The sequence below is a fragment of the Leifsonia sp. NPDC056824 genome (genome assembly GCF_042789575.1).
In the GTDB taxonomy this organism is placed as follows: domain Bacteria; phylum Actinomycetota; class Actinomycetes; order Actinomycetales; family Microbacteriaceae; genus Leifsonia.
The window spans coordinates 313,894-337,709 of record NZ_JBHUAV010000004.1 but is presented as its reverse complement, the minus strand read 5'-3'; the positions used below and the strand labels follow the sequence as shown (position 1 = coordinate 337,709).

16 protein-coding genes and 1 pseudogene are annotated in these 23,816 nt (G+C 70.8%); 8 read left to right on the top strand and 9 right to left on the bottom strand.

Annotated elements, in window-relative coordinates:
* Positions 1 to 68: 68 nt before the first annotated feature.
* Positions 69 to 1,430 (bottom strand): DUF2252 domain-containing protein, encoded by a 1,362-nt coding sequence (locus ACFRFH_RS16910; protein ID WP_382464150.1) that lies wholly within the window; start codon positions 1,428 to 1,430, stop codon positions 69 to 71.
* Between the two features lie 165 nt (positions 1,431 to 1,595).
* On the opposite strand from ACFRFH_RS16910, the gene ACFRFH_RS16905 reads away from it, so the two are divergent.
* From ACFRFH_RS16905 to ACFRFH_RS16885, 5 genes are all read left to right on the top strand, one after another.
* Positions 1,596 to 3,218 (top strand): MFS transporter, encoded by a 1,623-nt coding sequence (locus tag ACFRFH_RS16905; protein WP_382464149.1) that lies wholly within the window; start codon positions 1,596 to 1,598, stop codon positions 3,216 to 3,218.
* A 92-nt stretch (positions 3,219 to 3,310) separates the two neighbouring features.
* Positions 3,311 to 5,143: a glycoside hydrolase family 15 protein gene (locus ACFRFH_RS16900; RefSeq protein WP_382464148.1), complete on the top strand. Its 1,833-nt coding sequence runs from the start codon at positions 3,311 to 3,313 to the stop codon at positions 5,141 to 5,143.
* Positions 5,140 to 6,240 (top strand): ATP-binding protein, encoded by a 1,101-nt coding sequence (locus ACFRFH_RS16895; protein WP_382464147.1) that lies wholly within the window; start codon positions 5,140 to 5,142, stop codon positions 6,238 to 6,240. Before ACFRFH_RS16900 ends, ACFRFH_RS16895 begins: the two co-directional genes overlap by 4 nt.
* Before the next feature lie 13 nt (positions 6,241 to 6,253).
* A complete protein-coding gene (locus ACFRFH_RS16890) occupies positions 6,254 to 7,108 on the top strand; it encodes an MIP/aquaporin family protein (protein WP_382464146.1) in 855 nt (284 codons plus the stop codon).
* Positions 7,109 to 7,160: 52 nt separating this feature from the next.
* Complete coding sequence (locus tag ACFRFH_RS16885) at positions 7,161 to 7,718, top strand: hypothetical protein (protein ID WP_382464145.1); 558 nt, start codon at positions 7,161 to 7,163, stop codon at positions 7,716 to 7,718.
* A 67-nt stretch (positions 7,719 to 7,785) separates the two neighbouring features.
* Here the strand turns inward: ACFRFH_RS16885 and ACFRFH_RS16880 are convergent, their stop codons facing one another.
* From ACFRFH_RS16880 to ACFRFH_RS16870, 3 genes and pseudogenes are all read right to left on the bottom strand, one after another.
* Positions 7,786 to 9,018, bottom strand: a complete 1,233-nt coding sequence (locus tag ACFRFH_RS16880) for an AI-2E family transporter (protein WP_382464144.1) — start codon at positions 9,016 to 9,018, stop codon at positions 7,786 to 7,788.
* A complete protein-coding gene (locus tag ACFRFH_RS16875) occupies positions 9,005 to 10,735 on the bottom strand; it encodes a SulP family inorganic anion transporter (RefSeq protein ID WP_382464143.1) in 1,731 nt (576 codons plus the stop codon). Before ACFRFH_RS16875 ends, ACFRFH_RS16880 begins: the two co-directional genes overlap by 14 nt.
* 106 nt (positions 10,736 to 10,841) lie before the next feature.
* Positions 10,842 to 11,222, bottom strand: a pseudogene (locus tag ACFRFH_RS16870) (SHOCT domain-containing protein); the annotation flags it as partial.
* Positions 11,223 to 11,501: 279 nt separating this feature from the next.
* On the opposite strand from ACFRFH_RS16870, the gene ACFRFH_RS16865 reads away from it, so the two are divergent.
* Together ACFRFH_RS16865 and ACFRFH_RS16860 are read left to right on the top strand one after the other, a co-directional pair.
* Positions 11,502 to 13,799: an arylsulfatase gene (locus ACFRFH_RS16865; RefSeq protein WP_382464142.1), complete on the top strand. Its 2,298-nt coding sequence runs from the start codon at positions 11,502 to 11,504 to the stop codon at positions 13,797 to 13,799.
* Between the two features lie 18 nt (positions 13,800 to 13,817).
* The gene (locus ACFRFH_RS16860; RefSeq protein ID WP_382464141.1) at positions 13,818 to 15,422 is read left to right on the top strand and encodes a SulP family inorganic anion transporter; all 1,605 of its coding nucleotides are present in this window, start codon (positions 13,818 to 13,820) and stop codon (positions 15,420 to 15,422) included.
* Here the strand turns inward: ACFRFH_RS16860 and ACFRFH_RS16855 are convergent.
* From ACFRFH_RS16855 to ACFRFH_RS16835, 5 genes are all read right to left on the bottom strand, one after another.
* Complete coding sequence (locus ACFRFH_RS16855) at positions 15,419 to 16,333, bottom strand: hypothetical protein (protein ID WP_382464140.1); 915 nt, start codon at positions 16,331 to 16,333, stop codon at positions 15,419 to 15,421. The genes ACFRFH_RS16860 and ACFRFH_RS16855 overlap by 4 nt on opposite strands.
* A gap of 112 nt (positions 16,334 to 16,445) precedes the next feature.
* A complete protein-coding gene (locus ACFRFH_RS16850; protein ID WP_382464139.1) occupies positions 16,446 to 17,594 on the bottom strand; it encodes a DNA glycosylase AlkZ-like family protein in 1,149 nt (382 codons plus the stop codon).
* Positions 17,595 to 17,635: 41 nt separating this feature from the next.
* Positions 17,636 to 18,313 (bottom strand): DedA family protein, encoded by a 678-nt coding sequence (locus ACFRFH_RS16845; RefSeq protein ID WP_382464138.1) that lies wholly within the window; start codon positions 18,311 to 18,313, stop codon positions 17,636 to 17,638.
* Complete coding sequence (locus ACFRFH_RS16840; protein ID WP_382464137.1) at positions 18,310 to 19,851, bottom strand: glycosyltransferase family 39 protein; 1,542 nt, start codon at positions 19,849 to 19,851, stop codon at positions 18,310 to 18,312. Before ACFRFH_RS16840 ends, ACFRFH_RS16845 begins: the two co-directional genes overlap by 4 nt.
* Before the next feature lie 120 nt (positions 19,852 to 19,971).
* Entirely contained in the window at positions 19,972 to 21,057 is a 1,086-nt protein-coding gene (locus tag ACFRFH_RS16835; protein WP_382464136.1) for an NAD(P)/FAD-dependent oxidoreductase, read from the bottom strand.
* Between the two features lie 117 nt (positions 21,058 to 21,174).
* On the opposite strand from ACFRFH_RS16835, the gene ACFRFH_RS16830 reads away from it, so the two are divergent.
* Entirely contained in the window at positions 21,175 to 23,721 is a 2,547-nt protein-coding gene (locus ACFRFH_RS16830; RefSeq protein ID WP_382464135.1) for an ATP-dependent Clp protease ATP-binding subunit, read from the top strand.
* The last annotated feature ends 95 nt before the right edge of the window (positions 23,722 to 23,816 follow it).

Here is a 23,816-nt window from a genome sequence, read left to right as displayed (position 1 = left end):
CACGTTGTTGTCGCTTATGCGCGTGGAAAGTGACAACGACGTGCCCTTCGGCGAGGAGTGAACGCCGCTCAGTTGAAGTCGCCGGCGCGGACTGCGTCGACGAAGGTCGCGTAGTCCGCCTCGGACTGGTTCGCGTACGAGTGCGCCCACTCGGACACCGCCCGCACGAACGTGCCCCCCGTCCCCATGTACCCGGCCGCGAACTGCGCCTTCGGCGAGCGGGCGTGCGCGCGGCCCAGGACGACGGCGCACGACTGCGCGTAGTCGCCGAACTGGGCGCGGTTCATGTCGGCGATCTCGAACGAGGCGTTCCGGTTGCGGAAGATGCGCATGTAGAAGCTGAAGTCCTCCACGTTCAGGTAGCCGAGGAACGGGTCGGACACCGCCTGCAGGATGCGCTGGCAGCCGACGACTCGATACCCCTGGTGCAGAGCCTCCAGCTCCGGGTCGAGATAACCGATGACGGGTGCGATCCCGCCGTACTGCTGGACGACGGAGCGGCTGGCCTCCTTGAGCTGGAGGATGAGGACGTCGCCGGTCGGGTCGCCGAGCGCGATGATGAAGCAGCGCGTCCCGACGCTGCCGACGCCGACCACGCGACGCGCGGCGTCGAGCACGGTGTACTGCGACAGCATCAGCGCGAGGTTCGTCGGGACGGTCTTGCGGTACGCGCTGAAGACCGATTCGATGAGCGTGCGGATCTCCGGCTCCAGCCGGGTGAGCACCGGCGGGTTCTCGACGAACTGCACGGTCCCGTCGCCGCCCTCCTCGAGGGAGCGCCGGGCGACGCGCTCACTCGTGCGCTTCTCCGACTCCTTGAGGGTGCGCTTGATCATCCGCTCGCTGTCCGGACTGAGGATCTGTCGGTCCACCAGGCTGGTCGGCCGGAAGTACCGGCCGATGAGCGTCTGTGTGAGGGCGTTCCGCAGCGAGTTGCGGTACATCGCCGCCGCCGAGATCACGACGGAGCGCAGGTCGGAGCCGCCCATCCCGAGCGAGCGCCCGGCTAGGACGACGCTGGCCAGCAGCCGCCGCACGTCCCACTCCCACGGGCCGACGGACGCCTCGTCGAAGTCGTTGATGTCGAACACCATCGCGCGCTCCGGCGAACGGTAGATGCCGAAGTTGCTGATGTGCGCGTCGCCGCAGATCACGACCTCGGCGCCGGAGGTCGGCCCACCGCGCATGTCGGCGGCCTGGAGGGCAGCCGTGCCCCGGTAGAAGGCGAACGGGTCGGTGCTCATCCGCTGCATGCGCAACTGCACGAGGTTCGGGAGCCGCGACTCGTTCTGCTCGTGCAGGATGCCGAGGGGGTCGCGCCCGGGCGGCGGTGTGTACTCCGCCTGCGCGGACCGCGGCACCTGTGAGCGGGCCTGGCGGCCGGCGTCGTAGAGCTCGGTTTCGGTGAGCGGGGTCGCGATCGTCGTCATGACGCACCTCCTGGGGTGGCGCTCATGCTAGCTCTGTGCGCGGCGGGCGGGTAGACGGTTTCCCGTTCACGGTGGAGAGCCTGCGCGCTGCGGCGCTGAGCGCGGGTCTGGTGCGGCGCAGCGGCCGCGGGCTACCATCGGGCAGATTTTCCGGAGGTGGCGGTCATGGCGAATCGGTGGGGCGCGGTGACGGTGCTGGCGTCGGCGCAGTTCGTGATGACGCTCGACAGCACCGTGATGAACGTCTCCATCTCGACCGTCGTCAAGGACCTCCACACGACCATCTCCGCCATGCAGGCGTGCATCACCTTCTACACGCTGACGATGGCGGCCTTCATGCTGCTCGGCGCGAAGCTCGGCGACGTCTGGGGCCGCCGGCGGGCGCTCGTCATCGGCTCGATCGTGTACGCCGTCGGCTCCGGCACCACCGCGCTCGCGCCGAACATCGTGGTGCTGTTCCTCGGCTGGTCGGTGGTGGAGGGGCTGGGCGCCGTGCTGGTCATCCCGGCCATCGCCGCGCTCATCGCGGACAACTACTCGGGGCACGCGCGGGTGACGGCGTTCGCCGCGATCGGCGCCGCGTCCGGCGTGGCCGTCGCGGTCGGGCCGCTGATCGGCGGCTTCCTCACCACCTACGCGAGCTGGCGGTACGTGTTCGCGGGCGAGGTCGTCATCATGGCGATCGTGCTGCTGTTCCGCAAGGTCGTCGCCGACAACGGTGCGCGCCTGCGCATCCGGATCGACATCCTCTCTGTGCTGCTCTCGGCCGCCGGCCTCGTGCTCATCGTCTACGGCCTCCTGCAGACGAAGACCTGGGGCTGGATCCTGCCGACCCAGCAGGACATCAAGCTCCTCGGGATCTCGCCCGTGCCGTTCATCGTCGGGATCGGCGCCGTGCTGCTCTGGCTGTTCTTCCTCCGCCAGCGCCGGTTGATCCGGCTCGGGAGGCCTCCGCTGCTGAACACCGCCATCCTGCGACTCCGGCAGCTCCGCGCGGGGGTCGGGAGCCTCGGCATCCAGTACACGGTGACCGCGGGCCTGTTCTTCATCGTGCCGATCTTCCTGCAACTCTCGCTGGGGCTGGACGCGCTGACGACCGGGCTGCGGATCTTCCCGCTGTCGGTCGCGCTCGTGCTGTTCTCCATCCTCGGGACCGTGCTCGCGCGGAGGCTGTCGCCGAAGCTCATCGCCCGGATCGGCCAGTACGGACTCGTGCTGTCGAGCCTCGTGCTGCTCGGCTCGGTGGACTCGACGCTCGACAACTGGATCTTCGGTGCAGGGATGTTCCTGGCCGGCGCGGCCCTCGGGCTGCTCGCGTCCCAGCTCGGCAACGTGACCATGTCGGCGGTGGGCGACGACGAGCTCAGCGAGGCCGGAGGCGTGCAGGGGGTGTACCAGAACCTCGGTTCGTCGCTGGGGACCGCGCTGATCGGCTCGGTGATGATCGCTTCGCTCACCACGCTGTTCAGCGGTGGGGTGGCGGCGAGCACCCTCCCGGACTCCGTGCAGCAGCAGATCGCGCAGGAGACGCAGGCCGGCGTCGCGGTCGTGCCGGTGGCCGACGTGCCGAAGATCGCGACCGACGCGGGCCTCTCGCAGGATCAGGCGAACGAGCTCTCGTCCATCTACAGCACGTCGCAGCTCGACGCCCTGCGGCTGTCGTTCGCTGCGTTGGCGATGGTCTCGCTCGGCGCGGTTTTCTTCTCCCGCAACCTGCCGTCGAGCGTGCTGGGGAAGCCGGAGGGCGAGGCGAGCGAGGATGCGGAGGAGGAGGCGCCCTCGCGCTGACAGCTCCTGACAGGTCTGGTGCCGCGCTCGCGCCCGGAGCTAGCATGCGGCCGTCGGCGCCGGGCGGCGCGGCACGACGGGAGGAGACCCGCATGGAGGCGTTCCCCGACATCGCGGACCACGGTCTGATCGGCGACCTGCAGACCGTGGCGCTGGTCTCGACCGGCGGCTCGATCGACTGGTTCTGCGCTCCCCGGTTCGACTCTCCGACGATGTTCGCGGCGCTGCTCGACCGCGAGAAGGGCGGCTTCTTCCGCATCCACGCCCTCGCCGACGACGTGCGCATCCGGCAGATGTACTTCCCGCAGACCGCCGTGCTGATCACCCGGTTCATGTCCTCGGCGGGCGTCGGGGAGGTCATCGACTTCATGCCGGTCGCCGACGAGCCGCGGATCGCGACGGCCCGGCGCATCATCGTGCGCGCCGTGCGGGTGGTGCGCGGCGAGCTGACCTTCCGGCTGGAGTGCCGGCCGCGGTTCGACTACGGCCGCAGCGCGCACACGGCCACGGCCTCCGACAACGGGGTGCTGTTCGCCGACGACACGACCAGCGCGGCCCTGCACGGGGTGCCGGCGGACGCGCTCAAGGACGGCGACGTCGACCTGGAGTTCACGCTCGGCGCAAGCGACCTCCGGATCTTCGCTTTCGAGACCGAGCCGCGCGGCGAGCCCCGCGACATCGGCCGTGCCCGCGGCAACCGGCTGTTCCGGGAGACGGTCGCCTTCTGGCGCGACTGGATCGACCGCAGCGGCTACTCCGGCCGCTGGCGGGAGGATGTCGAACGCTCGGCGATGGTGCTGAAGCTGCTGCAGTACGCACCGAGCGGCGCCCTGGTGGCCGCCCCGACCGCGGCTCTGCCCGAGCAACTCGGCGGCGTGCGCAACTGGGACTACCGCTACACCTGGATCCGCGACGCCTCCTTCTCGGTCTACTCGCTGCTCGCCCTCGGGTACGAGGAGGAGGCCATCTCGTTCGCGCTGTGGACCGCCGACCGGGTCTCCGAGGCCGTGGGCGAGAGCTCCGGCCCGCTCAAGATCATGTACCGGATCGACGGCTCGTCCGACCTGGAGGAGCTCACCCTCGACCACTTCGAGGGCTACGCGGGCTCGACGCCGGTGCATATCGGCAACGGCGCCGCCGACCAGCTCCAGCTCGACATCTACGGCGAGGCGATGGACGCGCTGTCCATCGCCGAGGATCATCACCCGATCGGGCATCCCGGCTGGGTCAAGCTCGTCGGCGTCCTCGACTGGCTGGCCGACAACTGGGATCAGCCGGACGAGGGCGTCTGGGAGACCAGGGGAGGCCGCAAGGACTTCACCTACGGCCGGATCATGTGCTGGGTGGCGTTCGACCGCGCCATCACCATCGCCCGCGAGCGCAGCCGCCCGGCGCCGCTGGAGCGCTGGATCACCACCCGCGACGCCATCTACGAGCAGGTCTTCACGAGGTGCTGGAACCCGGAGCGCAAGGCTTTCACGCAGCATCCCGGCACCGACGTCGTGGACGCGATCACACTGCTGATGCCGCTGGTCGGGATGATCTCGCCGAAGGACCCGATGTGGCTGTCGACGCTCGACGCGATCGGGGAGGAGCTGGTCACCGACAGCCTGGTGTACCGGTACAACCCGTCGGCGTCGCCGGACGGCCTCCCCGGCGAGGAGGGCACTTTCTCGCTGTGCTCGTTCTTCTACGTCTGCGCCCTGACCGACGCCGGCCGCCTGGACGAGGCGCAGTACGCCTTCGAGAAGATGCTGACCTACGGCAACCACGTCGGGCTGTTCGCCGAGGAGATCGACCCGGCCGGCCTCCAGCTCGGCAACTTCCCGCAGGCCTTCACCCACCTCGCGCTCATCCGGGCGGCGATCACGCTGGACGCCGCCCTGACCGCCCTGAGCGCCACCAACCGGAAGGCGGCACGATGATCCCGCTCACCATCGGCACCACCGTCGACGCCCCCGAGCGTCCCGCCGTCATCGACGGCTCGCGCTTCAATCGCCACACGTTCTGGTGCGGGCAGAGCGGGTCGGGCAAGACCTACGCGCTCGGCGTCGTGCTGGAGCAACTGCTGCTGCAGACCGAGCTGCCGATGGCGGTGCTCGACCCGAACGCCGACTTCGTGCGGGTGTCGCAGACCCGGGAGGACGCGTCGGCCGAGGAGCGCGAACGGTTCGCGGCCTTCGACATCCGCGTCTTCCACTCCAGCACCCGCGCCGAGCCGCAGCTGCACGCCCGCTACGTCGACCTCCGGGTGCGGTCGCAGGCCGCGGTCGGCAGGCTCGACCCGATCGCCGACGAGGAGGAGTACAACGCCCTCCTGCACCTCGACAAGTCGCCGGGGCAGCACTTCGACAAGCAGCGCTTCCTGGAGATGCTCGCCTCCTCGGACGACCCGGCGCGCCAGCGGCTCGGGATGCGGATCGACAACCTCCAGATCCTGGACTGGCCGCTCTGGTCGTTCGGTCGTTCCTCGGTCGTCGACACCATCGACGAGCGGCCCCGCGTCACCGTGCTCGACGTCGGGGGTTTCGCGCACCTGGCCGAGCCCCAGGCGGCGGCGCTGTGCGTGCTGGAGCACCTCTGGGAGAAGCGGATGGACCGCGACCCGCTGCTGATCGTGCTGGACGAGGCGCACAACTTCTGCCCGCCGACGCCGCGGAACAGCGTGGAGGCGCAGCTCACCGAGCAGCTCATCCAGATCGCCGCGGAGGGCCGCAAGTTCGGGCTCTGGCTGTTCCTCTCCACGCAGCGGCCCACCAAGATCCACCCGAACGTGCTGTCGCAGTGCGACAACCTCGGCCTGATGCGGATGAACTCGCCGCGCGACCTGGACGAGATCGGCGACGTGTTCGGGTTCGTGCCGCAGCATCTGCTGGAGCAGTCGCCGACGTTCCGCAAGGGCGAGGCGCTGTTCGCGGGGGCGTTCTCGGACGAGCCGCAGCTGGTCCGGATCGGTCGGCGCATCACCGTCGAGGGCGGCAGCGACCTGTCGGTGGAGCCGAGCGCGGTGGGAGTCGGATAGCCGAGGAGGCAGCATGAGCCAGGAGCAGACCCGCAGGGACGCCGCGGAGGCGCGCGGGATCATGAACGACGTCGTCCACGGTCGGCTGATGCATGTGCCGACGTCGATCGAGCAGTCCATCGAGGACTTCCACGACACGTCGCAGGAGTGGCGACGGCTGTTCTCCGAGCTGCTCGGCACCTTCTTCCTGGTGCTGGTGGCCGCCGGCGGCGGGATGATGGGCCAGGCGTTCCCGAACACGATCTCGCGCACGGCGGCGGTGACCGCGCCGGCGCTGATGGTGTTCGCGATCATCCTGTTCATGGGCAAAGTCTCCGGCGCCCACCTCAACCCGGCGGTCAGCGTGGCGTTCGCGCTGCGCGGGGACTTCCCGTGGTCGCGCGTGCCCGGCTACATCCTCGTGCAGCTGGGTGGGGCCTCCCTCGCCGCGTGGTTCCTGGAGGGCGTCACCCATGTGTCGGCGCGCTACGGCTCGAACTACCCGGCGTCCGGCTTCAGCTCGTGGGACGCGCTGCTGATGGAGACCGTGCTGACCTTCGGCCTGGTGAGCGTCATCCTGGGCACGGCCTCCGGAGCCCAGAACCTCGGCATCATCGGCGCGTTCGGCGTCGGCGCCTACATCGCGCTGGCCGGGCTGTGGGGCAGCCCGATCTCCGGCGCCTCGATGAACCCGGCCCGCACCTTCGGTCCCGACCTGGTGAGCGGGCACTGGGACGCGTACTGGGTGTACATCGTCGGCCCGGTGGCGGGCGCGGTGATCGCGGTCGGCGCGGCGTTCCTGCTGCGCGGGCGCGGGGGAGGCCTCTCGGGGTCGGCGGCGGCGCAGGGCGGGCTCGGGACGGAGGCGCGGTTCCCGGAGAAGGAGTGAGTGCTCCGCGACGGGACTGACGCTGCGACTCGCGGCGGACCATGATGTCCTCATGGACTCGATGGACCTCAACGACGCCGGGGCGGAGGCCTCCGACGGCGGCGTCCGGGTCCAGCGGGCACTGTGGCGGCACTGGGGCACGCCGGCGGGCATCTACGGCACCATCGTCTACGCGAGCGTGGTCGCCGCGAGCTCGGGCGGCGCGACGGACCAGGCGGACGCACTCCACGTCCTGGTCTTCACCCTGGTGAGCATCGTGGTGTTCTGGCTGGCCCACGTCTACTCAACAGCCCTCGGCTTCCACGCCGACGACGACAGCGTCCGCGGTCGCATCGTCGACTCGCTCCGGCACGCCCTGTTCGAGTCGAGCGGCATGCTGGAGGCGGCCGTCGTCCCCAGCATCCCGCTGCTGCTGGCGGCGCTCGGCATCCTCCCCGCCGAGGTCGGTGTGTTCGTGTCGCTCTGGCTGACCGTGCTCCTGCTGGCGCTGCTGGGATACCTGGTGTTCCTGATCCGCGGCAGGTCGGTGCTGGTGTGCCTGACCGGCGCCCTGGTGACGGGCCTCTTCGGCTTCGTCGTGATCGCGCTGAAGACGACGCTGCAGCACTGATCGGCCGCAGCTGGACCCGCGAGACGTGAGTCGTTGCGGAAATCGCCGGTGCGAATTCCGCAATTACTCACGTTTCGGGGTCCTCTTTCCGCTCGTCGATCGCGGGGGTGTGCTTCGCGTCCTTCGCCGACTTGCGTTCGGCCTTCGCCGCGTCGGACTCCACCTTCATCAGGTCCTTCGTCTCCCGGAGGTCGCCGATGAAGGCGCGCCAGATCCGGGCCCGCGGGTCGGAGTCCACCAGGATGGCCCGGGCCAGCAGCGTCAGCGGGATGGCGAGGATGGCGCCGATCGCGCCGAGCACGATCGCCCAGAGCAGCACGGAGAAAAAGGTGAGCGTCTGGCTGAGCGCCACAGCGTTGCCGACGACCTTCGGCTGCACGACCGACTGCACGACCGCGTTGACGACCCCGTAGATGACGATGATCGCGATGACAGTGCCCCAGCCTCCGATCAGGTAGCCGAACACCAGGGGTGGCACCAGTGCCAGGAAGTAGCCGACGTTGGGGATGAAGCTGCACAGGAACGACAGGATCGCCCAGAGCAGCGCCGCGGGCACGCCGAGGATGAACAGCGCGACGCCGTTGATGACGCCCTGCACGACACCGAGCACCGTGGTGACGACCATGTACCGCCGGACGCTGTGGGCGAAGCCCGTGAGCGCGTAGACCAGGTTGGGTTTGGTCGGCTTCAGCTGGCGCAGCAGCGTCGGCGTGTAGGCGGCATCGGCGGGCATGAGGATGAGCATGGTCAGCACGATCACGCCGAAGGTGATGAGGCCGAAGGCGCCGCCGAGCACGCCGCTGAAGAAGTTCAGCAGCTTGGTCGGGTCGAAGCCCTGCGTCACGACCTTGAGGTCCTGCGGGCTGATGCCGATGCTCGTCAGCCAGCTCGCGAACTGCTGGCCGATCTGCTGGAACTGCTCCTTGTACTGCGGCAGCATCGCGACGAACTGCGCCATCGCGATGATCAGGAGGGCGGCGAAGCCGGCCAGCAGCGCGAAGGTCGTCAGCGCGACGGCGCCGGTCGCGACGCCGCTCGGCGTGCCGTGCCGCTCCAGCCACACCCGCACCGGCTGCACGCAGATGACGAGCACCAGCGCCAGCAGGGTCGGGGCGAGGATGCCGGAGATCGCGTGCAACCCGATCAGGATGACGACGCCGGCTGCCAGGGCGAGGAGGATGCGGACGCTGCGGCCGTTCGCCGCGGTGGCCTCCTGGTCGGGGTCCGGCCCGGCCGGCGGCGGGGGCTCGGGCGCGCGGGTGCGCCGGCGGAACGGCCAGATCCCGCTAACGGCGGCCATGATCGGTTCCTGCGATCGGTGTCTGGAGCGCCATGATGGCCTCCCGGTTGGTGTCGAAGAAGCGCACCCCGTCGAGGAGCTCGAGGTGCTGGAGGCGGTCGCGGATGCCGGGGCGCACCCGGCTGAGGGCGAGGTCGCCCTCGTGCGCGGCCAGGAAGGTCTGCACGGCCTCCCACGATTCGGCGCCGGTCACGTCGACGTCGGTGACGGCCTCCATGTCGAGCACGACGTGGGTGGCGCCGGTGTCGCCGACGGCGCGCTTCACCGCCTTCTCGAAGGAGGTCGAGTTCGCGAAGAACAGCGGCGCGGCGAGCCGGACGACCACGACGCCCGGGACGGTCGGCTCCCCGGCGGGAGCGGCCTCCAGGAGGGAGTGCTCCGGGTCCCCGTCGGCGGCGAGAGTGTCGATCGGCGGGTTGGCCGCCCGGCGCGTGACGTTGATGACCGCGAGCACGAACGCGATCACGATGCCGGCGATCGGCCCGATGATCAGGGCGCCGAGGAAGCACGCGGCGCCGATCGCGAACTCGAACCGGTCGAGCCGCCAGAGCCGGATGAAGTCGGGGATGCCGAGCAGCGGGACGACCGCGACGGCGACGATGGTGCCGATGGCGGGGGAGGGAATGTCCGCCAGCAGGGCGGTCCCGAAGATCAGGAGCAGCAGGGTGCCGAGGGCCGTGATCAGGGAGGGCAGCTGCGTGCGCGACCCGGACTGGTCCATCGCGGCGGTGCGGGAGGTCGACGACCCGACCGCGAAGCCGCCGCTGACGCCCGCCCCGATGTTGGCGAGCCCGAACGCGAACAGGTCGCGGTCGGGGCGGGTCGGGTAGCCGCGCTTCTCGCCGTAGGAACGGGAGACGAGCAGTCCCTCGCCCATCGCGACCACGGTCAGGGCGATAGCCGAAGGGATGAGCGCGAGCCACTGCCCCCACACGATGATCGGCCAGGTGAGTGTCGGAGGGCCGGCATCGACGTGGCCGAGAACGGCGACGCCTGCCCGCTCCGCGCCGGAGAACACGACCACGACGGTCGCGACGATGAGGACCAGGAGCGCCCACGGCATGGAACCGGCGAGCCGGCGGCCGACCAGCAGGACGACGAGGGCGCCGAGCGAGATGAGCAGCGACCAGACGTTGAGCGTCGGCAGCCCGGTGATGAGCCCGCCGACCTTCTCCAGGAACTCCCCGCCGGAGTTGATCTTGACGCCCAGCATCTTGGCGATCTGCGACACCAGGATGTCGAGAGCGAGGCCGCCGACGAAGCCGACCAGGATTGGCTTGGAGAGGAAGTTGGCGAGGAAGCCAAGCTTGAAGAACGAGCACAGCAGGAAGAGCACGCCGCTGATCAGGGCCTGCGCGAGGGCCAAGGTTATGTAGTCCTGATGACCAGCGACCGCGAGGCCGCCGAGCGAGGAGGCCACGAGTGCGGCGGCCGCGGCGTCCGGCGACGCGACGAGCTGCCGCGACGAGACGGTGAGCGCGTAGACGACGGCGGGAATGACCAGCGCGTACAGCCCTGCAGTGGCGGGGAGGCCGGCGATCTGCGCGTAGCCGATGTTGAGCGGGATGGCGATGGCCAGCAGCGTGACCCCGCCGAGCACCTCGCGGACCGCGTTCTTCGCGGTCAGGCCGGCGAGCGGCCGGATGCGGGTGCGCGACGGCGCCGGAGCCCTGGAGGACTCCGGCGCCGTCGCGGTCGGGTCGGTCACGTCGGTCACCGATCCCGTTCGGTCACGCCGTGGGCGCTGCCGGCGGCGGGGTCGGCGCGGACGGGGCGGCGGGGGCCGCTGGCGCTGCGTGCGCTCCGGACGCGGCCTGGTGGCCGAGGGCGACGCTCTTCAGGTGCGCGAACTCCTCCGGCGTGATGGTGCCGGCGTCGAGGAGGGCCTTCGCCTTCGCGATCTCGTCGGCCGGGCTGGACGTCGCCACCTGGCGGATGTAGGCGTCGGTGCTCTGCTGGACCTGGCGCGCCTCCTTCTGGCTGCGCTCCGCCATCCCCGGCCCGCGGGCGATGAGGTAGACGAGCGCGGTGAGGAAGGGCACGAAGATCAGGAAGATGATCCAGACCGCCTTCCACCAGCCGTTGAGCTTGTGGTCGCGGAACAGGTCGCTGATGATCGCGAACAGTGCGAACAGGTACGCGATGAAAGCGAAGCTCCAGAAGAACAGCCAGATGATGTTCCAGAAGTTGTTCCAGAAATCCATGTCGTTTTACCTTTCCCCCGGGGCTCGGGCCGAGCCTGGATGTGCGCTGAGAGTAACGCCGCGGGGGGAGATGCGTCTAGAGGTCCTTGGGGTGGTGAGGAGGTGAAAATAAGGTAGGCCGTTATTTACACTTAGGCCGCTAAGTGTAAATAAGGACCGCGCCGCGACACCCGTCTAGACGCCACTGGCCGCCTCGCCTAGCGTGACCCGTGAATCGAGGGGGTACACGCTGTGACCAGAGATTTCCGGGGAAAGATCGAACTCGATGTGCGGGATTCGGTGTCCGATTGGGACGCGTTCCTGCCGCCGAAGGCGCGGGAGGGGTCGCCGAACGTGCTGCTGGTGCTCTACGACGACACCGGGCAGGCGGCATGGTCGACCTACGGCGGCCGCATCCAGATGCCGACGATGGAGCGGCTTGCGCAGAGCGGTCTGACCTACACGCAGTGGCACACCACAGCCCTGTGCTCCCCGACGCGGTCCACCTTGCTCACCGGGCGCAACCACCACTCGAACGGGTTCGCGACCATCTCCGAGTCGTCCACCGGGTTCCCCGGCTACAACTCGCACATCCCGGCCTCCAACGCGACCATGGCGAACCTGCTGCGGGACGCGGGCTGGGCGACCTTCTGGGTGGGCAAGAACCACAACGTCCCGATCGACGAGTGGACGGCGGGCGCCAGCAAGAAGAACTGGCCGCTGGCGCAGGGCTTCGACCGGTTCTACGGCTTCATCGGCGGCGAGACCAACAACTGGTACCCGTCGCTGGCGGAGGACAACCACTACATCGACCAGCCCTACCTCCCGGAGCAGGGTTACCACCTGTCCAAGGACCTCGCCGACCAGGCGCTGCGGATGCTGCGCGACGTCAAGCAGACCGAGCCGGACAAGCCCTGGTACCTGTGGTTCTGCCCCGCCGCCAACCACGCCCCGCACCACGCGCCGCAGGAGTACATCGACAAGTACAAGGGCGTCTTCGACGACGGCTACGAGGCGTACCGGGAGTGGGTGCTGCCGCGGATGATCGAGCGCGGCCTCCTGCCCGAGGGCACCGAGCTCACCGAGCTGAACCCGATGCCGCCCGGGACCTTCTCGGAGACCGACGAGGTGCGTCCCTGGGCCGATCTGAGCGCGGAGGAGCGTGCGCTGTTCTGCCGACTGGCCGAGGTGTACGCCGGGTTCTCCGAGTACACCGACGCCCAGGTCGGCCGCATCATCGACTACCTGGAGGAGTCCGGGCAGCTCGACAACACGCTCATCATCTACTGCGCCGACAACGGCGCCTCGGGCGAGGGGAGTCCGAACGGGTCGGTCAACGAGGGCAAGGTCTTCGGCGGCTACCCCGACGATCTGCAGGAGAACCTGACGATGGTCGACAAGCTGGGCTCGCCCGACACCTACAACCACTACCCGACGGGCTGGGCGGCCGCGTTCTCCACTCCGTACCGGATGTTCAAGCGCTACGTCTACCAGGGCGGCGTGTGCGATCCGCTGGTGATCTCCTGGCCGAAGGGCATCGCGGCCCGCGGCGAGGTGCGCAACCAGTACCACCACTCGACCGACATCGTCGCGACCATCCTCGACGTCTGCGGGGTGGAGCTGCCGGAGACCTACAACGGCGTCGAGCAGCGCCCGCTCGACGGCGTGCCGATGACGTACAGCTTCGACGCCGGCCCCGACGGCGCGACCACGAAACGCACACAGTACTTCGAGATGTTCGGCAACCGCGGGGTGTGGCACGACGGCTGGAAGGCGGTCACCGAGCACGGGCCGGTCAGCGGCCGCGGTGACTTCCCGAGCGACACCTGGCAGCTCTTCCACACCGACGTCGACCGGTCGGAGGCCCACGACCTCGCGGCGGAGCATCCGGACAGGGTGGAGGAGCTGAAGGCGCTGTGGCTGGAGGAGGCGAAGCGCAATGACGTGCTGCCGCTCAACGACCTCCAGGTGATCGGCAATCCGAAGGACTACGAGACGTTCCTCGCAATGGAGTTCAAGGTCCCGGTACCGCCGAGCGGGCAGTACACCTACTATCCCGGCACGACCGAGATCCCGGAGCGGTCCGCGGCGAACACGCACGGCGTCTCGTACAAGGTGCTCGCGGAGGTCGACACCACGTCCGACACCGAGGGCGTGATCTTCGCGCACGGCTCGCGGTTCGGCGGCCACAGCCTGTTCGTGAAGGACGGGAGGCTGACCTACGTCTACAACTTCCTCGGCATCCCGCCGGAGAACGTCATCTCGGCACCCGTCCCCGGCCCAGGCAGGCACATCTTCGGCGTCTCCTTCACGAAGGAGCGGATGGGCGAGTACCGGGAGAGTATCGGCCCGCTGGCGCTCTACATCGACGACGAGAATGTCGCCGAGCAGGAGATCCGGACGATCCTCGGCCACTTCTCGCTCTGCGGCGAGGGGCTGTGCATCGGCTACGACTCCGGCGACGCGGTGTCGAAGCTGTACGAGGGCTCGCACTTCGAGTACAGCGGCGGCGGGATCGTCAAGGTCGTCTTCGACATCGCCGACGACGCGTACGTGGATGTGGAGGCGCACCTGGCCGCCGCGATGGCCAGGGACTGACGGCTGCGGGGGCCGACCGTGAGCACCGCGCCCCCGGCCGTCCGGCGGTCGTGGCTGCTGCCGACCCTGGCGGGGTACCGCCGGGAGTGGCTGGGCCGCGACATCCTCGCCGGGCTGTCCGCGGGCGCGGTGGTCGTTCCGCAGGCGATGGCGTACTCGACCATCGCCAACCTGCCGGTGGAGGCCGGCCTCTACACGGCCACGGTGCCGATGGCGGTGTACGCGTTCCTCGGCGGCTCGCGCGCCATGAGCGTGTCCACGACCTCCACCATCGCGACGCTCACCGCCACCACGTTCGTGTCGGCGGGCGTCGTCGCGAACTCGCACGCGATCCCGCGCGACCTGGTGACGCTGACCCTGCTCGTCGGCGTGGCCCTCCTGCTGGCGCGGCTGCTGCGGCTCGGCACGCTGGTCGAGATCATCAACAAGCCGACGCTGCTCGGCATCCAGATCGGCGTCGGCGCGACGGTGGCGGTCGGCCAGCTCCCGAAGCTGCTGGGGGAGACGGACGCGCCGACCGGCGGCGGCTTCGTCCACAGCATCAACGCGGTGATCGCCGCCGTCCCGCACGCGAACCCCGTCACGACCGTGCTGTCGGTGCTGTCGATCGCGGCACTGTTCCTGTTCAAGCGGTTCCTCCCGCGGGTGCCGGGAGCGCTCATCGTGGTGGCCGCCGGGATCGTGCTGGTCGCGTTCGGCGGCCTCCGCTCCGCCGGCGTCGCGCTCATCACGCCGGTGACGCGGGCGTTCCCGCTGCCGGCGCTGCCGAGCCTCGACCACGTCTTCCAGCTCATCCCCGGCGCACTGGCCATCGCAGTGATGGCGTTCCTGGAGTCCGCGGCCGTCGCGCGGGGCATCCGCGAACTGGACGACCCGCGCATCGACAGCAATCGCGAGCTGCTCGCGACGGCGATGGCGAACCTGGTCGGCGGCTGGTTCCAGACGCTGCCGGCGGCTGGCGGGTTCTCGCAGAGCGCGGTGAACAAGGCGGCGGGAGCGCGCTCGCAGCTCGCCGCGCTGGTCACGGTCGTGCTGGCGCTGCTGATCGGGCTGTTCCTCGGGCCGGTGATCAGCCTCCTGCCGCAGGCGACGCTCGCCGCCCTGGTGTTCGTCGCGGTGTTCGGGCTGATCGATGTCAAGGATCTGGTGCTGCTCTGGCGGATCAGCAGGCGCGACTTCGCCATCTCGATGGCGACCGCGGTGATCGGCTTGACCGCCGGCCTGCTGGCGGCAGTGGCAGTCGGGGTGCTCTTCACCCTCGTGCTGGTGCTGGCGGCGCTCAACAAGCCGCGCGTCCGGGTGCAGGAGACGGCGGGAGGCCGCATGGGCGTCAGTCTGCTCGGCCCGCTCTACACGGCGAACGTGCTGGCGACCGAGCAGGCGATCCTCGACGCGACCGACGCCGCGCGCACTGCCGGCGAGGTCACCGAGCTCACCCTGGACTGCTCAGCGCTGCAAGACATCTCGATCACGGTCATCCTCGCCCTCCAGAACCTCGACCAGGAGCTCGCGGGGCGCGGCGTGCGGCTCCGCGTCGGCGGCCTCCCCGCCGCCGCGCACGCGGTCGCGGCGCGGACGAAATGGTTCCAGGGGCTGGAGGCGGAGGGACGGGTCGTGGACTAGTCCCGCTGCGCTCCGGCCCACTCCAGCACGCGTAGAGCCCGCAGCGTGTTCCAGCGGCTGGGCTCGCCGACCGTCTCCATGTCCAGGAGGGCGCGGCCGGAGTGCTCGTGGTCGAGCAGCCAGCGGCCGTCGGGCTGCCGGCGTTCTGCGACGACGGCCACGGCCTCGGCGACCCGCTCGTCCGCCGGGACGCCGGCCGCCCGCAGGTGGTCGAGGCCGCGCAGGAGGTCGAACGACCAGTAGTACGGGAACGAGAACCGGAGCCAGCTGTCCTTGATGATCGAGCCGTCGCTCTGACGCCGCATCAGGCCGCGCGCCAGCAGGTACCCGTGGCCGCGCCCGATCGCTGCGGACACGTCGGTCGGGCCGCCCGCGTCGCGGTACGCGGTAAGGCCCTCCAGCGCGCAGATCGTGCTGTGGAACGACCCGGGGTCCTGGCGGGTCTCCGCGTAGCAGTTCCAGCCGCCGTCGTCCTGCTGCTCGTTCAGCAGCCGCTCGACGATCAGCTCGCTGGGGTGCCCGAACCGCGCACCGGCGACGAGCACCCGGCCGTTGATGCACGCCTCCACCTCGCCGTCGAAGAAGGCGTGATTCCACCACTCCTCGCCCCAGTCGACCTGGCGCGCAACCCGGTCGACGGCCAGCCGCGTCCGCTCGCCGTCCGCGGGAGCGCCCAGCACGGCAAGCATGAGCATCGCGTCGTCCACGCCCACCCGGTCGCGCTGCGTCCAGACGCCCTCGCCCCAGCTGCCGTCCTCGCGCTGCCGGTCGAGCAGGGCGGCGCCCCAGCCCTCGGTCTCCACGTTCGCGCGCTCCGCGGCGACGGCGTCGTCCGGCTCGTGCAGGAGGTCGCGACGCACCTGCCAGCGGATCGAAGGGTCGCCGTCCAACAGCCAGCCGATGACATCCACGGCGCACAGGCTACCCGGCGAACGACTGCGTGCCCAGTACCGCCAGCGAGTCCGCTGCGTAACCGTCGCCGAGGGGCACGTAAACGCCCCTAAATCGCGGTTTTAGGGGCGCTTACGTGCCCCTCGGCGACCGAGCTTCGGGCGCGTGCTCGGGGGCGAGGTTCAGCCAGCTCGCGAGGGCGTCGATCTCGGCGCGCACCTCGTCCCGGAGCTCCGGGGTGAACGGCTCGTCCTCGTGGATCGCGGCCACGCGCAGCACGCCCGCCTTGCGGTCGGCGGCGGCGTCGAGCTTGCCGACCAGCCGGTCGCCGTGCAGGATCGGCAGCGCGAAGTAGCCCCAGCGGCGCTTGGCGGCGGGCTTGTACATCTCCAGCAGGTAGTCGAACCCGAACACCTCCTTCGTGCGCACCCGGTCGTGCACCAGCCGGTCGAACGGGGACAGCAGGGCGGTGCGGCCGGCGAACGGGAGGCCGACGGCGGCCGGGTCCACCCGCCACTCCAGGGCGCTGCCGTCGACGGTCGCCGGCTCGCCCGCCTCGCCGACCAGGGCGCGGCGGGCGATGCCGAGCGAACGCAACCTGCGCTCGTCGCGTAGCGGGGCGGCCTCCGCCTCCGGCACCACCTCGATGCCGGCCGGGTAGACGCGCTCGCCGAGGTCCCAGGTGCGCTGGCGGCCGATGCGGCCGGCAACGGCGAGCTCCCCGCGGCCCTGCAGCAGTTCGAGCAGGCGGGTGACGTTCTGGTTGTGCGTCCAGCCGGTCGACTCCCACGGCACGGCGGCGGTGTCCGGGATGTCCTTGGACAGCGTCGGCCCGTGGTCGCGCAGCAGCGCGAGCACGTCGCGGCGGAACGCGTCGTTGGCCTCCAGCCACTGCTGGGCGCGCGGCAGCCTCTCCGACGGCCAGCGCGACATCCGGTCGAGGTGGAGGCCGAGGTCGGACACCGGCCGGACCATCGCGAACGGCGGTGTGACGGGATCGTCCATCGCCTTGACCTCGTAGAGCAGCCGGTCGGTCTCCAGCGCCGCCACCAGGGTCTCGGGCCGGTAGGCCGCGCCGAGGCGGGTGTAGGCGATGAGGTCGGCGCTCGGGGCGATGACGGCGGTGGGGTCGAGCTGGAGGAAGGTCAGGCTCTCCGCGAGGGACACGAGCCCGGACACCCGGTCGGCGGCGGCACTGTCGGCGGCGGCACTGTCGGCGTCCAGGCGCTGCGCGCGCACGGCGATCCGGCGCGCTTCGTCGCGGTCCAGGGTGACGACCATGCCCCTACGCTAGCGGCGGCCGCCGACGGCGGACGGGCGCCTTACGACTCGACGCGCGACTTCCGCCGCCGCAGCGCGATCGCGCGCACCAGCACCGGCCCGACCGAGAGCACGACGATCCCGATGAGCACGAAGTCCAGGTACTTCGACACGAAGTCCGCGACGCCGGGGATGTGGCCGAGGCCGAACCCGATGAGCGTGACCCCGGCGGCCCAGACCGCGGCGCCGATCACGTTGAAGAGGCTGAACACGCCGTGCCGCATCCGGCCGACGCCCGCGGCGACGGGCGCGAAGGTGCGGACCACCGGGACGAAGCGGGCGACCACGACGGCGCCGCTGCCGTACTTGTCGAAGAACGCCTGCGTGCGCAGGACGCTCGCCCGGCTGAAGACGCCGGACTCGCGCCGGTCGAACACCGCGGGGCCGGACTTCCGGCCGATCAGGTAGCCGACCTCCCCGCCGGCGATCGCGGCGACGGCGACGGCGACGATCACCACCCAGAGCGGCTGCGAGATGTGGCCGGTGAGCGTGAGCACGCCCGCGAAGAACAGCAGAGTGTCGCCCGGCAGGAAGAAGCCGAGCAGGAGGCCGGTCTCGGCGAAGACGATCGCGCAGATGCCGACCAGTGCCCAGGGACCAGCGGCCTGGATGAGACCCTGCGGGTCGAGGAGGCCGGTATGGACGAGGGCGCCGGCGGCGGCCAGTGCGTGGGGGATCATGGGGTCCTTTCGTACAGCGAGATCAGCTCGCGATGCGTCGCGATCCGCGTGGTGGTCTCGTGGAAGCCGAGAGTGGTGAGGTCCGCGACGCCGTAGTCGTCGACGGAGCCGGGGGTGGGGGCGTACTCGATCAGCCAGACCCGGTCGACGCCGTCGAACCGGCCGCGCGCGGCGGCCTGGCGCACACTGTACGCGCTGTCGTGCCACGAGCTGGTCGTGGCGGCCGGGAGGTCGAGGGCCACGTCCGTCGTGTCCGCGAAGCCCGCGGGGTAGGTGTGCTCGGCGAGCCGGGGGCGCTTGGACGGCTTGGCCGACTCGTCGAACACGACCGCGTCGCCGGGACGGGCGTGCGCTCCGACCGCGGCCGAGACCTCCGCCCAGTCGCTCTGGTTCTTCGCGTATGGCGTGCGCTCGGCCACATAGACGGGGACGCACAGCGCGAGCACGAGCACGCCGGCGACCGCTCCCGCCCAGCGCCGCCAGCCGAGGATGTCGTCCACACCGCACGCGATCAGCAGCGCAGCCGCCGGGGCGCAGAACGACACGTACCGGGCAGTGAAGTCGGGCACGACCGACTGCACAGCGATCAGGATGACGGGCGGCAAGAGCAGCCAGACCAGGGCGACGCCGACGAGGGACGGGAGGCGCGACTCCGTGCGGGCGAGGAAACGCTCCCCGCGGGCGTGCGCCGCCACCACCCGCTGCCGGATCGCGACCGCCACGGCCAGGACGATGAGCGCCCAGGCCACGATCGCGAGCGGCCAGGAGTCGCCGAACCACAGCCCGCTGAACAGGGTCTGCGGCGCGAGCTGCGGCACAGCGCCGAGGTAGGAGATCTGGTTGTGCTGGCCGATCGCGAAGACCAGCACGGGAGCGGCGGCCAGCACCGCCCCGCCGACCGCGATCAGCAGGCCGCGGACGGTGCGGCGCGGCGGGCGGCACACGGCGACGATCACGCCGTGGACCACCACGAACAGGATCGTGTAGAGGAAGACGTACGTCCCGACCGCGAGCAGCAGGCCGTAACCGACGAACCACACGGCCCGCGGGCGCTCGCGGTCGAGCGCGGCGACCAGCAGCACGGTCAGCCAGGCGACGACCGCCGCCGAGAACGCGAACGAGCGCGCCTCCTCGCCCATGTAGGTGACGCGGGGGAGGATCGCGCAGACCAATCCGGCGATGACCGCCGTGCGCGCGTTCCGCAGGCGCGCCGCCAGCAGCACGACGGCCGCGGTGGCGAGCCCCACCACGATCGCGCTCGGCAGCCGCACGGCGAACGGGGAGAACCCGACCAGGTCGCCCCAGAAGTGCAGGCCGAGATAGTAGGTGCCGTGCACGGCGTCGACGTTCCCGAGCATCCGGAACAGCGAGGGCAGCGGGCGCTGCGCGGACATGATGCTGGTGGCCTCGTCGCCCCACAGCGACGGGATGCCGGAGCCGACGGCGGAGAGCAGGGTCGCGAGCACGCCGAACAGCGCGGCGAGCACCGCGGGGCGGGTGAGCGGGGCGGCACTCCTGGTCGGGGCCGGCCGCAGCATCGTGACAGACAGGTCGGCACCGTCCTTTCGAATCAGCGTCCGTCCCCAGTCAATCCCAGTCCTCCCAAGAAAAGTCCAAGACGGTGGTGAACGCCGGAAGGATACCCGGTGAAGTGCCGGTCAGGCGAGCGATGCGAGGATGCGCTCCGCGAGCAGGTCGCCGATCAGCGGGCCCATCGTGAGGCCGCCGGCGCCGAACCCGGTGTTGACGAAGAGGCCGGGCCGGTCGTCCACCGGGCCGGCGGTCGGGAGGCCGCTCTCGGCGACAGGGCGCAGTCCGACCCGCGTCTCGATCACCGTCGCGTCGGCCAGGCCGGGCGCGATGGCGAGCGCGTCGTCCAGCACCTGCCGCACGCCCGCCGCCGTCACCCGCGCGTCGAACCCGGAGCCGGCCTCCCTGGTCGCGCCCACGATGATCCGCCCGGCGTCGAACGGCACCAGGTAGTGCGCAGCGACCGGGTGCACGGACGGCCACTCGCGGGTGTCGGCGTCGACCCGCAGGTGCACGAGCTGTCCGCGCTGCGGCTCGACGGGCACGCGGACGCCGAGCGGGTGGAGCACCCCGTCGGTCCAGGCGCCCGCGGCGACCACGACTGCGTCGGCGGGGACGGTCTCGCCGTCGACGGTCACGACCCGGTCGGCGTCGAGCGCGGCGGTGGCATCCAGGTGCGTCGCGCCGAGGGCGGTCGCCGCGGCGAGCAGGCCGGTGCGCAGCGCGCTCCCGTCCACCCGGGCGCCGCCGGCGATGTGGAGGGCGTGGAGGCCGTCGGCCAGTGGCGGGAACAGCTCGCACGCCTGGTCCGCGTCCACCCTGCGCACCTCGCCGGCGGTGCGGGACGCGGCGGCGCGTCCGCGGACCCGGGCCTCCACCTCGTCGACGACGGCCGCATCCCGGTTGACGACGAGCGCGCCGGAGCGCCGGTAGCCGATGTCGTGCACGCCCGCCTCGGCGAGCCGGTCGATCAGCTCCGGGTAGAAGTCGGCCCCTGCCGCGTAGAGCTCGTAGTAGTCGCCGCCCGCGCTGCTGCTCCACGGCTGCACGATGCCCGCGCCCGCGTCGGTCGCACGGCCGGGGAGGCCGGCGTCCACGATCGTGACCGCGGCGCCGCGCCGCGCGAGCGCGAAGGCGGTGGCCGCGCCCGCGACGCCGTCGCCGATCACCACGACGGCCGGATCGGAACTGTTCGAGACGCCATGCTTCCCCATGCGGGCGACGGTACACGTCGCCGGGGACGAATTCGTCCTCGCCTCCCGGAATAATGGCTCCCCCTGAACGTTGAACTTGAGTGCAACCAACTCAACTTTAGGAAAACAGGAGATCAGGTGCCCGAGAACTTCACCCCTGAGAGCGGCAGCGAGAACTCGTTCGACGAGTTCCTCTCGCGCTACCTCGCGGGCGAGCGCGCCCGTGCCGCGCGCTCCATCGACATCAGCCGGTTCCTCAGCCGGCGCACGCAGGAACTCCTCGCCGAGGCGGGCCGTTACGCCCTCGAGCACGGCCACCGCGAGCTCGACGCCCTGCACATCCTCCGCGTGATGGCCGGCCAGGAGCCCGCGTCCGACGCCATGCGCCGCATCGGCGTCGACCCGTCCGCGGTCGCCGACGCCGCCGAGCAGCGCCTCCCCGCGTCCGGCGAGCCGATCGACGCCGACGGCGCCTCGATCACCGCGTCCGCCCAGCGCGTGCTGTTCCACGCCTACCAGGTGGCCCGCGCCTCCGGTGCGACCTACATCGATCCCGAGCACCTCTTCTTCGCGCTCGTGATCGGTCAGGACGCGCCCGCCGGGCAGGTCCTCCAGGCCGCGGGCGTCACCCCGGACTCCCTCACCAACGCCATGCGGCAGTCCGCCACGGTCGGCGCAGGAGCCCAGGAGGCCCCTGAGGCGGCCGGCGACTCCGAGACCCCGATGCTCGACCAGTTCGGCACCGACCTGACCGCGCTCGCGCGCGACGGCAAGCTGGACCCGGTGATCGGCCGGCTCGACGAGATCGAGCAGACCGTCGAGATCCTCTCCCGCCGGACCAAGAACAACCCCGTCCTGGTCGGCGAGGCCGGCGTCGGCAAGACCGCGATCGTGGAGGGCCTGGCCCGCGCGATCGTGGCGGGCGACGTCCCCGAGCAGCTGCTCGAGAAGAGGGTGGTCGCGCTCGACCTCGCCGGGATGGTCGCAGGGACCCGCTACCGCGGCGACTTCGAGGAGCGGCTCACGAAGCTCATGGACGAGATCAGCGCGGACAAGGACGAGCTGATCGTGTTCGTGGACGAGCTGCACACCGTGGTCGGCGCCGGAGGGTCCGGCGAGTCCGGCGGTATGGACGCGGGCAACATCCTCAAGCCCCGTCTGTCGCGCGGCGACCTCCACCTGGTGGGGGCCACCACTCTCAAGGAGTACCGCCGCATCGAGAAGGACCCGGCGCTGGAGCGCCGCTTCCAGCCGGTGATGGTCGGCGAGCCGAGCGTCGAGGACGCCGTGCTCATCCTGGACGGCCTGCGTTCCGCCTACGAGGAGCACCACGCCGTCACGTACACGCCGGAGGCGATCCGCGCGGCCGTGGAGCTGTCCAACCGCTACATCTCCGACCGATTCCTGCCGGACAAGGCGATCGACCTGATCGACCAGGCCGGCGCCCGGCTGCGGCTGTCGCTCGGCAAGCGGGTCGACGCGTCCGCGCTGATGCAGCGCCTGGCGACCCTGGAGTCCGAGAAGAACTCCGCCGTCGCCGCCGAGCACTACGAGGAGGCGTCCCGCCTGCGTGACGAGATGGAGGCCGTGCAGCACGGGATCGACGAGCTCGGCAACGCCCCGCGCCACGCCGCGGAGGCGGTCGTGGACGAGCCCGAGATCGCGGCCATCGTCTCCCGGGCGACCGGCATCCCGGTGTCCCGCATCGGCGACGCCGACCGCGAGCGCCTCGCCGCGCTGGAGTCGGAGCTGCACGCCCGCGTCATCGGCCAGGACGACGCCGTGACGGCCGTCGCGAAGGCCGTGCGCCGCAACCGCACCGGCCTCGGCGACGAGCGCCGCCCTGTCGGCTCGTTCCTGTTCCTCGGCCCGACCGGCGTCGGCAAGACCGAGCTGGCCAAGTCGCTGGCGGAGTCGCTGTTCGGCGACGACAAGGCGATGATCCGGTTCGACATGAGCGAGTTCGGCGAGCGCCACACCGTCGCCCGCCTGGTCGGCGCCCCTCCCGGATACGTCGGCTACGACGAGGCCGGCCAGCTCACCGAGCGCGTGCGCCGCAACCCGTACTCGGTGGTGCTGTTCGACGAGATCGAGAAGGCGCACCCGGACGTGTTCAACCTGCTGCTGCAGGTGCTGGACGACGGCAGGCTGACGGACGGCCAGGGCCGCACGGTCGACTTCCGCAACACGGTCGTCATCATGACCTCCAACCTCGGCTCGGAGTTCCTGGCCTCCCGCAGCGGCGCCCTCGGCTTCGTGCCGGTCGGCTCCGGCGGGTTCGCCTCGGACAAGGACATCCGCGACCGGGTGATGGGCAAGCTCCGGGAGGCCATGCGTCCCGAGTTCCTGAACCGCATCGACGAGATCGTGCTGTTCCGCAAGCTGGACGCCGAGCAGCTCCGCGACATCGTCCGCCTGCTGCTGCAGGCGACGGCGGCCCGGCTGGCGCACCGGTCCATCGGATTCGAGGTGACGGAGGCCGCCGTGACGTGGATCGCCGAGGCCGGCTACGAGCCCGAGTATGGCGCCCGCCCGCTGCGCCGCGTCATCCAGCGCGAGGTGGACGACCGGATCGCCGAGCTGATGGTGGCGGGGAGCGTCGCGGACGGCGGGAGCGTCGTGGTCGACGCCGTCGACGGGGTGCTCCAGGTGCGGCCGCGGGTGGTGTTCGCGGCCGCGGCGTAGTCGCGTCGCTGAGCGACGGAAGGCGCCGGCACCCTGTGGGGGCCGGCGCCTTTCGCATCCCCTTCCTGAAAGTCCCCATAGGGGTACAGTGCATG

What these genes read in the sequence shown, in the direction of transcription:
- ACFRFH_RS16910 (WP_382464150.1), bottom strand. Translation starts at nt 1,430, where the DNA reads ATGACGACGATCGCGACCCCGCTCACCGAAACCGAGCTCTACGACGCC.
- ACFRFH_RS16905 (WP_382464149.1), top strand. Translation starts at nt 1,596, where the DNA reads ATGGCGAATCGGTGGGGCGCGGTGACGGTGCTGGCGTCGGCGCAGTTC.
- ACFRFH_RS16900 (WP_382464148.1), top strand. Translation starts at nt 3,311, where the DNA reads ATGGAGGCGTTCCCCGACATCGCGGACCACGGTCTGATCGGCGACCTG.
- ACFRFH_RS16895 (WP_382464147.1), top strand. Translation starts at nt 5,140, where the DNA reads ATGATCCCGCTCACCATCGGCACCACCGTCGACGCCCCCGAGCGTCCC.
- ACFRFH_RS16890 (WP_382464146.1), top strand. Translation starts at nt 6,254, where the DNA reads ATGAGCCAGGAGCAGACCCGCAGGGACGCCGCGGAGGCGCGCGGGATC.
- ACFRFH_RS16885 (WP_382464145.1), top strand. Translation starts at nt 7,161, where the DNA reads ATGGACTCGATGGACCTCAACGACGCCGGGGCGGAGGCCTCCGACGGC.
- ACFRFH_RS16880 (WP_382464144.1), bottom strand. Translation starts at nt 9,018, where the DNA reads ATGGCCGCCGTTAGCGGGATCTGGCCGTTCCGCCGGCGCACCCGCGCG.
- ACFRFH_RS16850 (WP_382464139.1), bottom strand. Translation starts at nt 17,594, where the DNA reads ATGGTCGTCACCCTGGACCGCGACGAAGCGCGCCGGATCGCCGTGCGC.
- ACFRFH_RS16845 (WP_382464138.1), bottom strand. Translation starts at nt 18,313, where the DNA reads ATGATCCCCCACGCACTGGCCGCCGCCGGCGCCCTCGTCCATACCGGC.
- ACFRFH_RS16840 (WP_382464137.1), bottom strand. Translation starts at nt 19,851, where the DNA reads ATGCTGCGGCCGGCCCCGACCAGGAGTGCCGCCCCGCTCACCCGCCCC.
- ACFRFH_RS16835 (WP_382464136.1), bottom strand. Translation starts at nt 21,057, where the DNA reads ATGGGGAAGCATGGCGTCTCGAACAGTTCCGATCCGGCCGTCGTGGTG.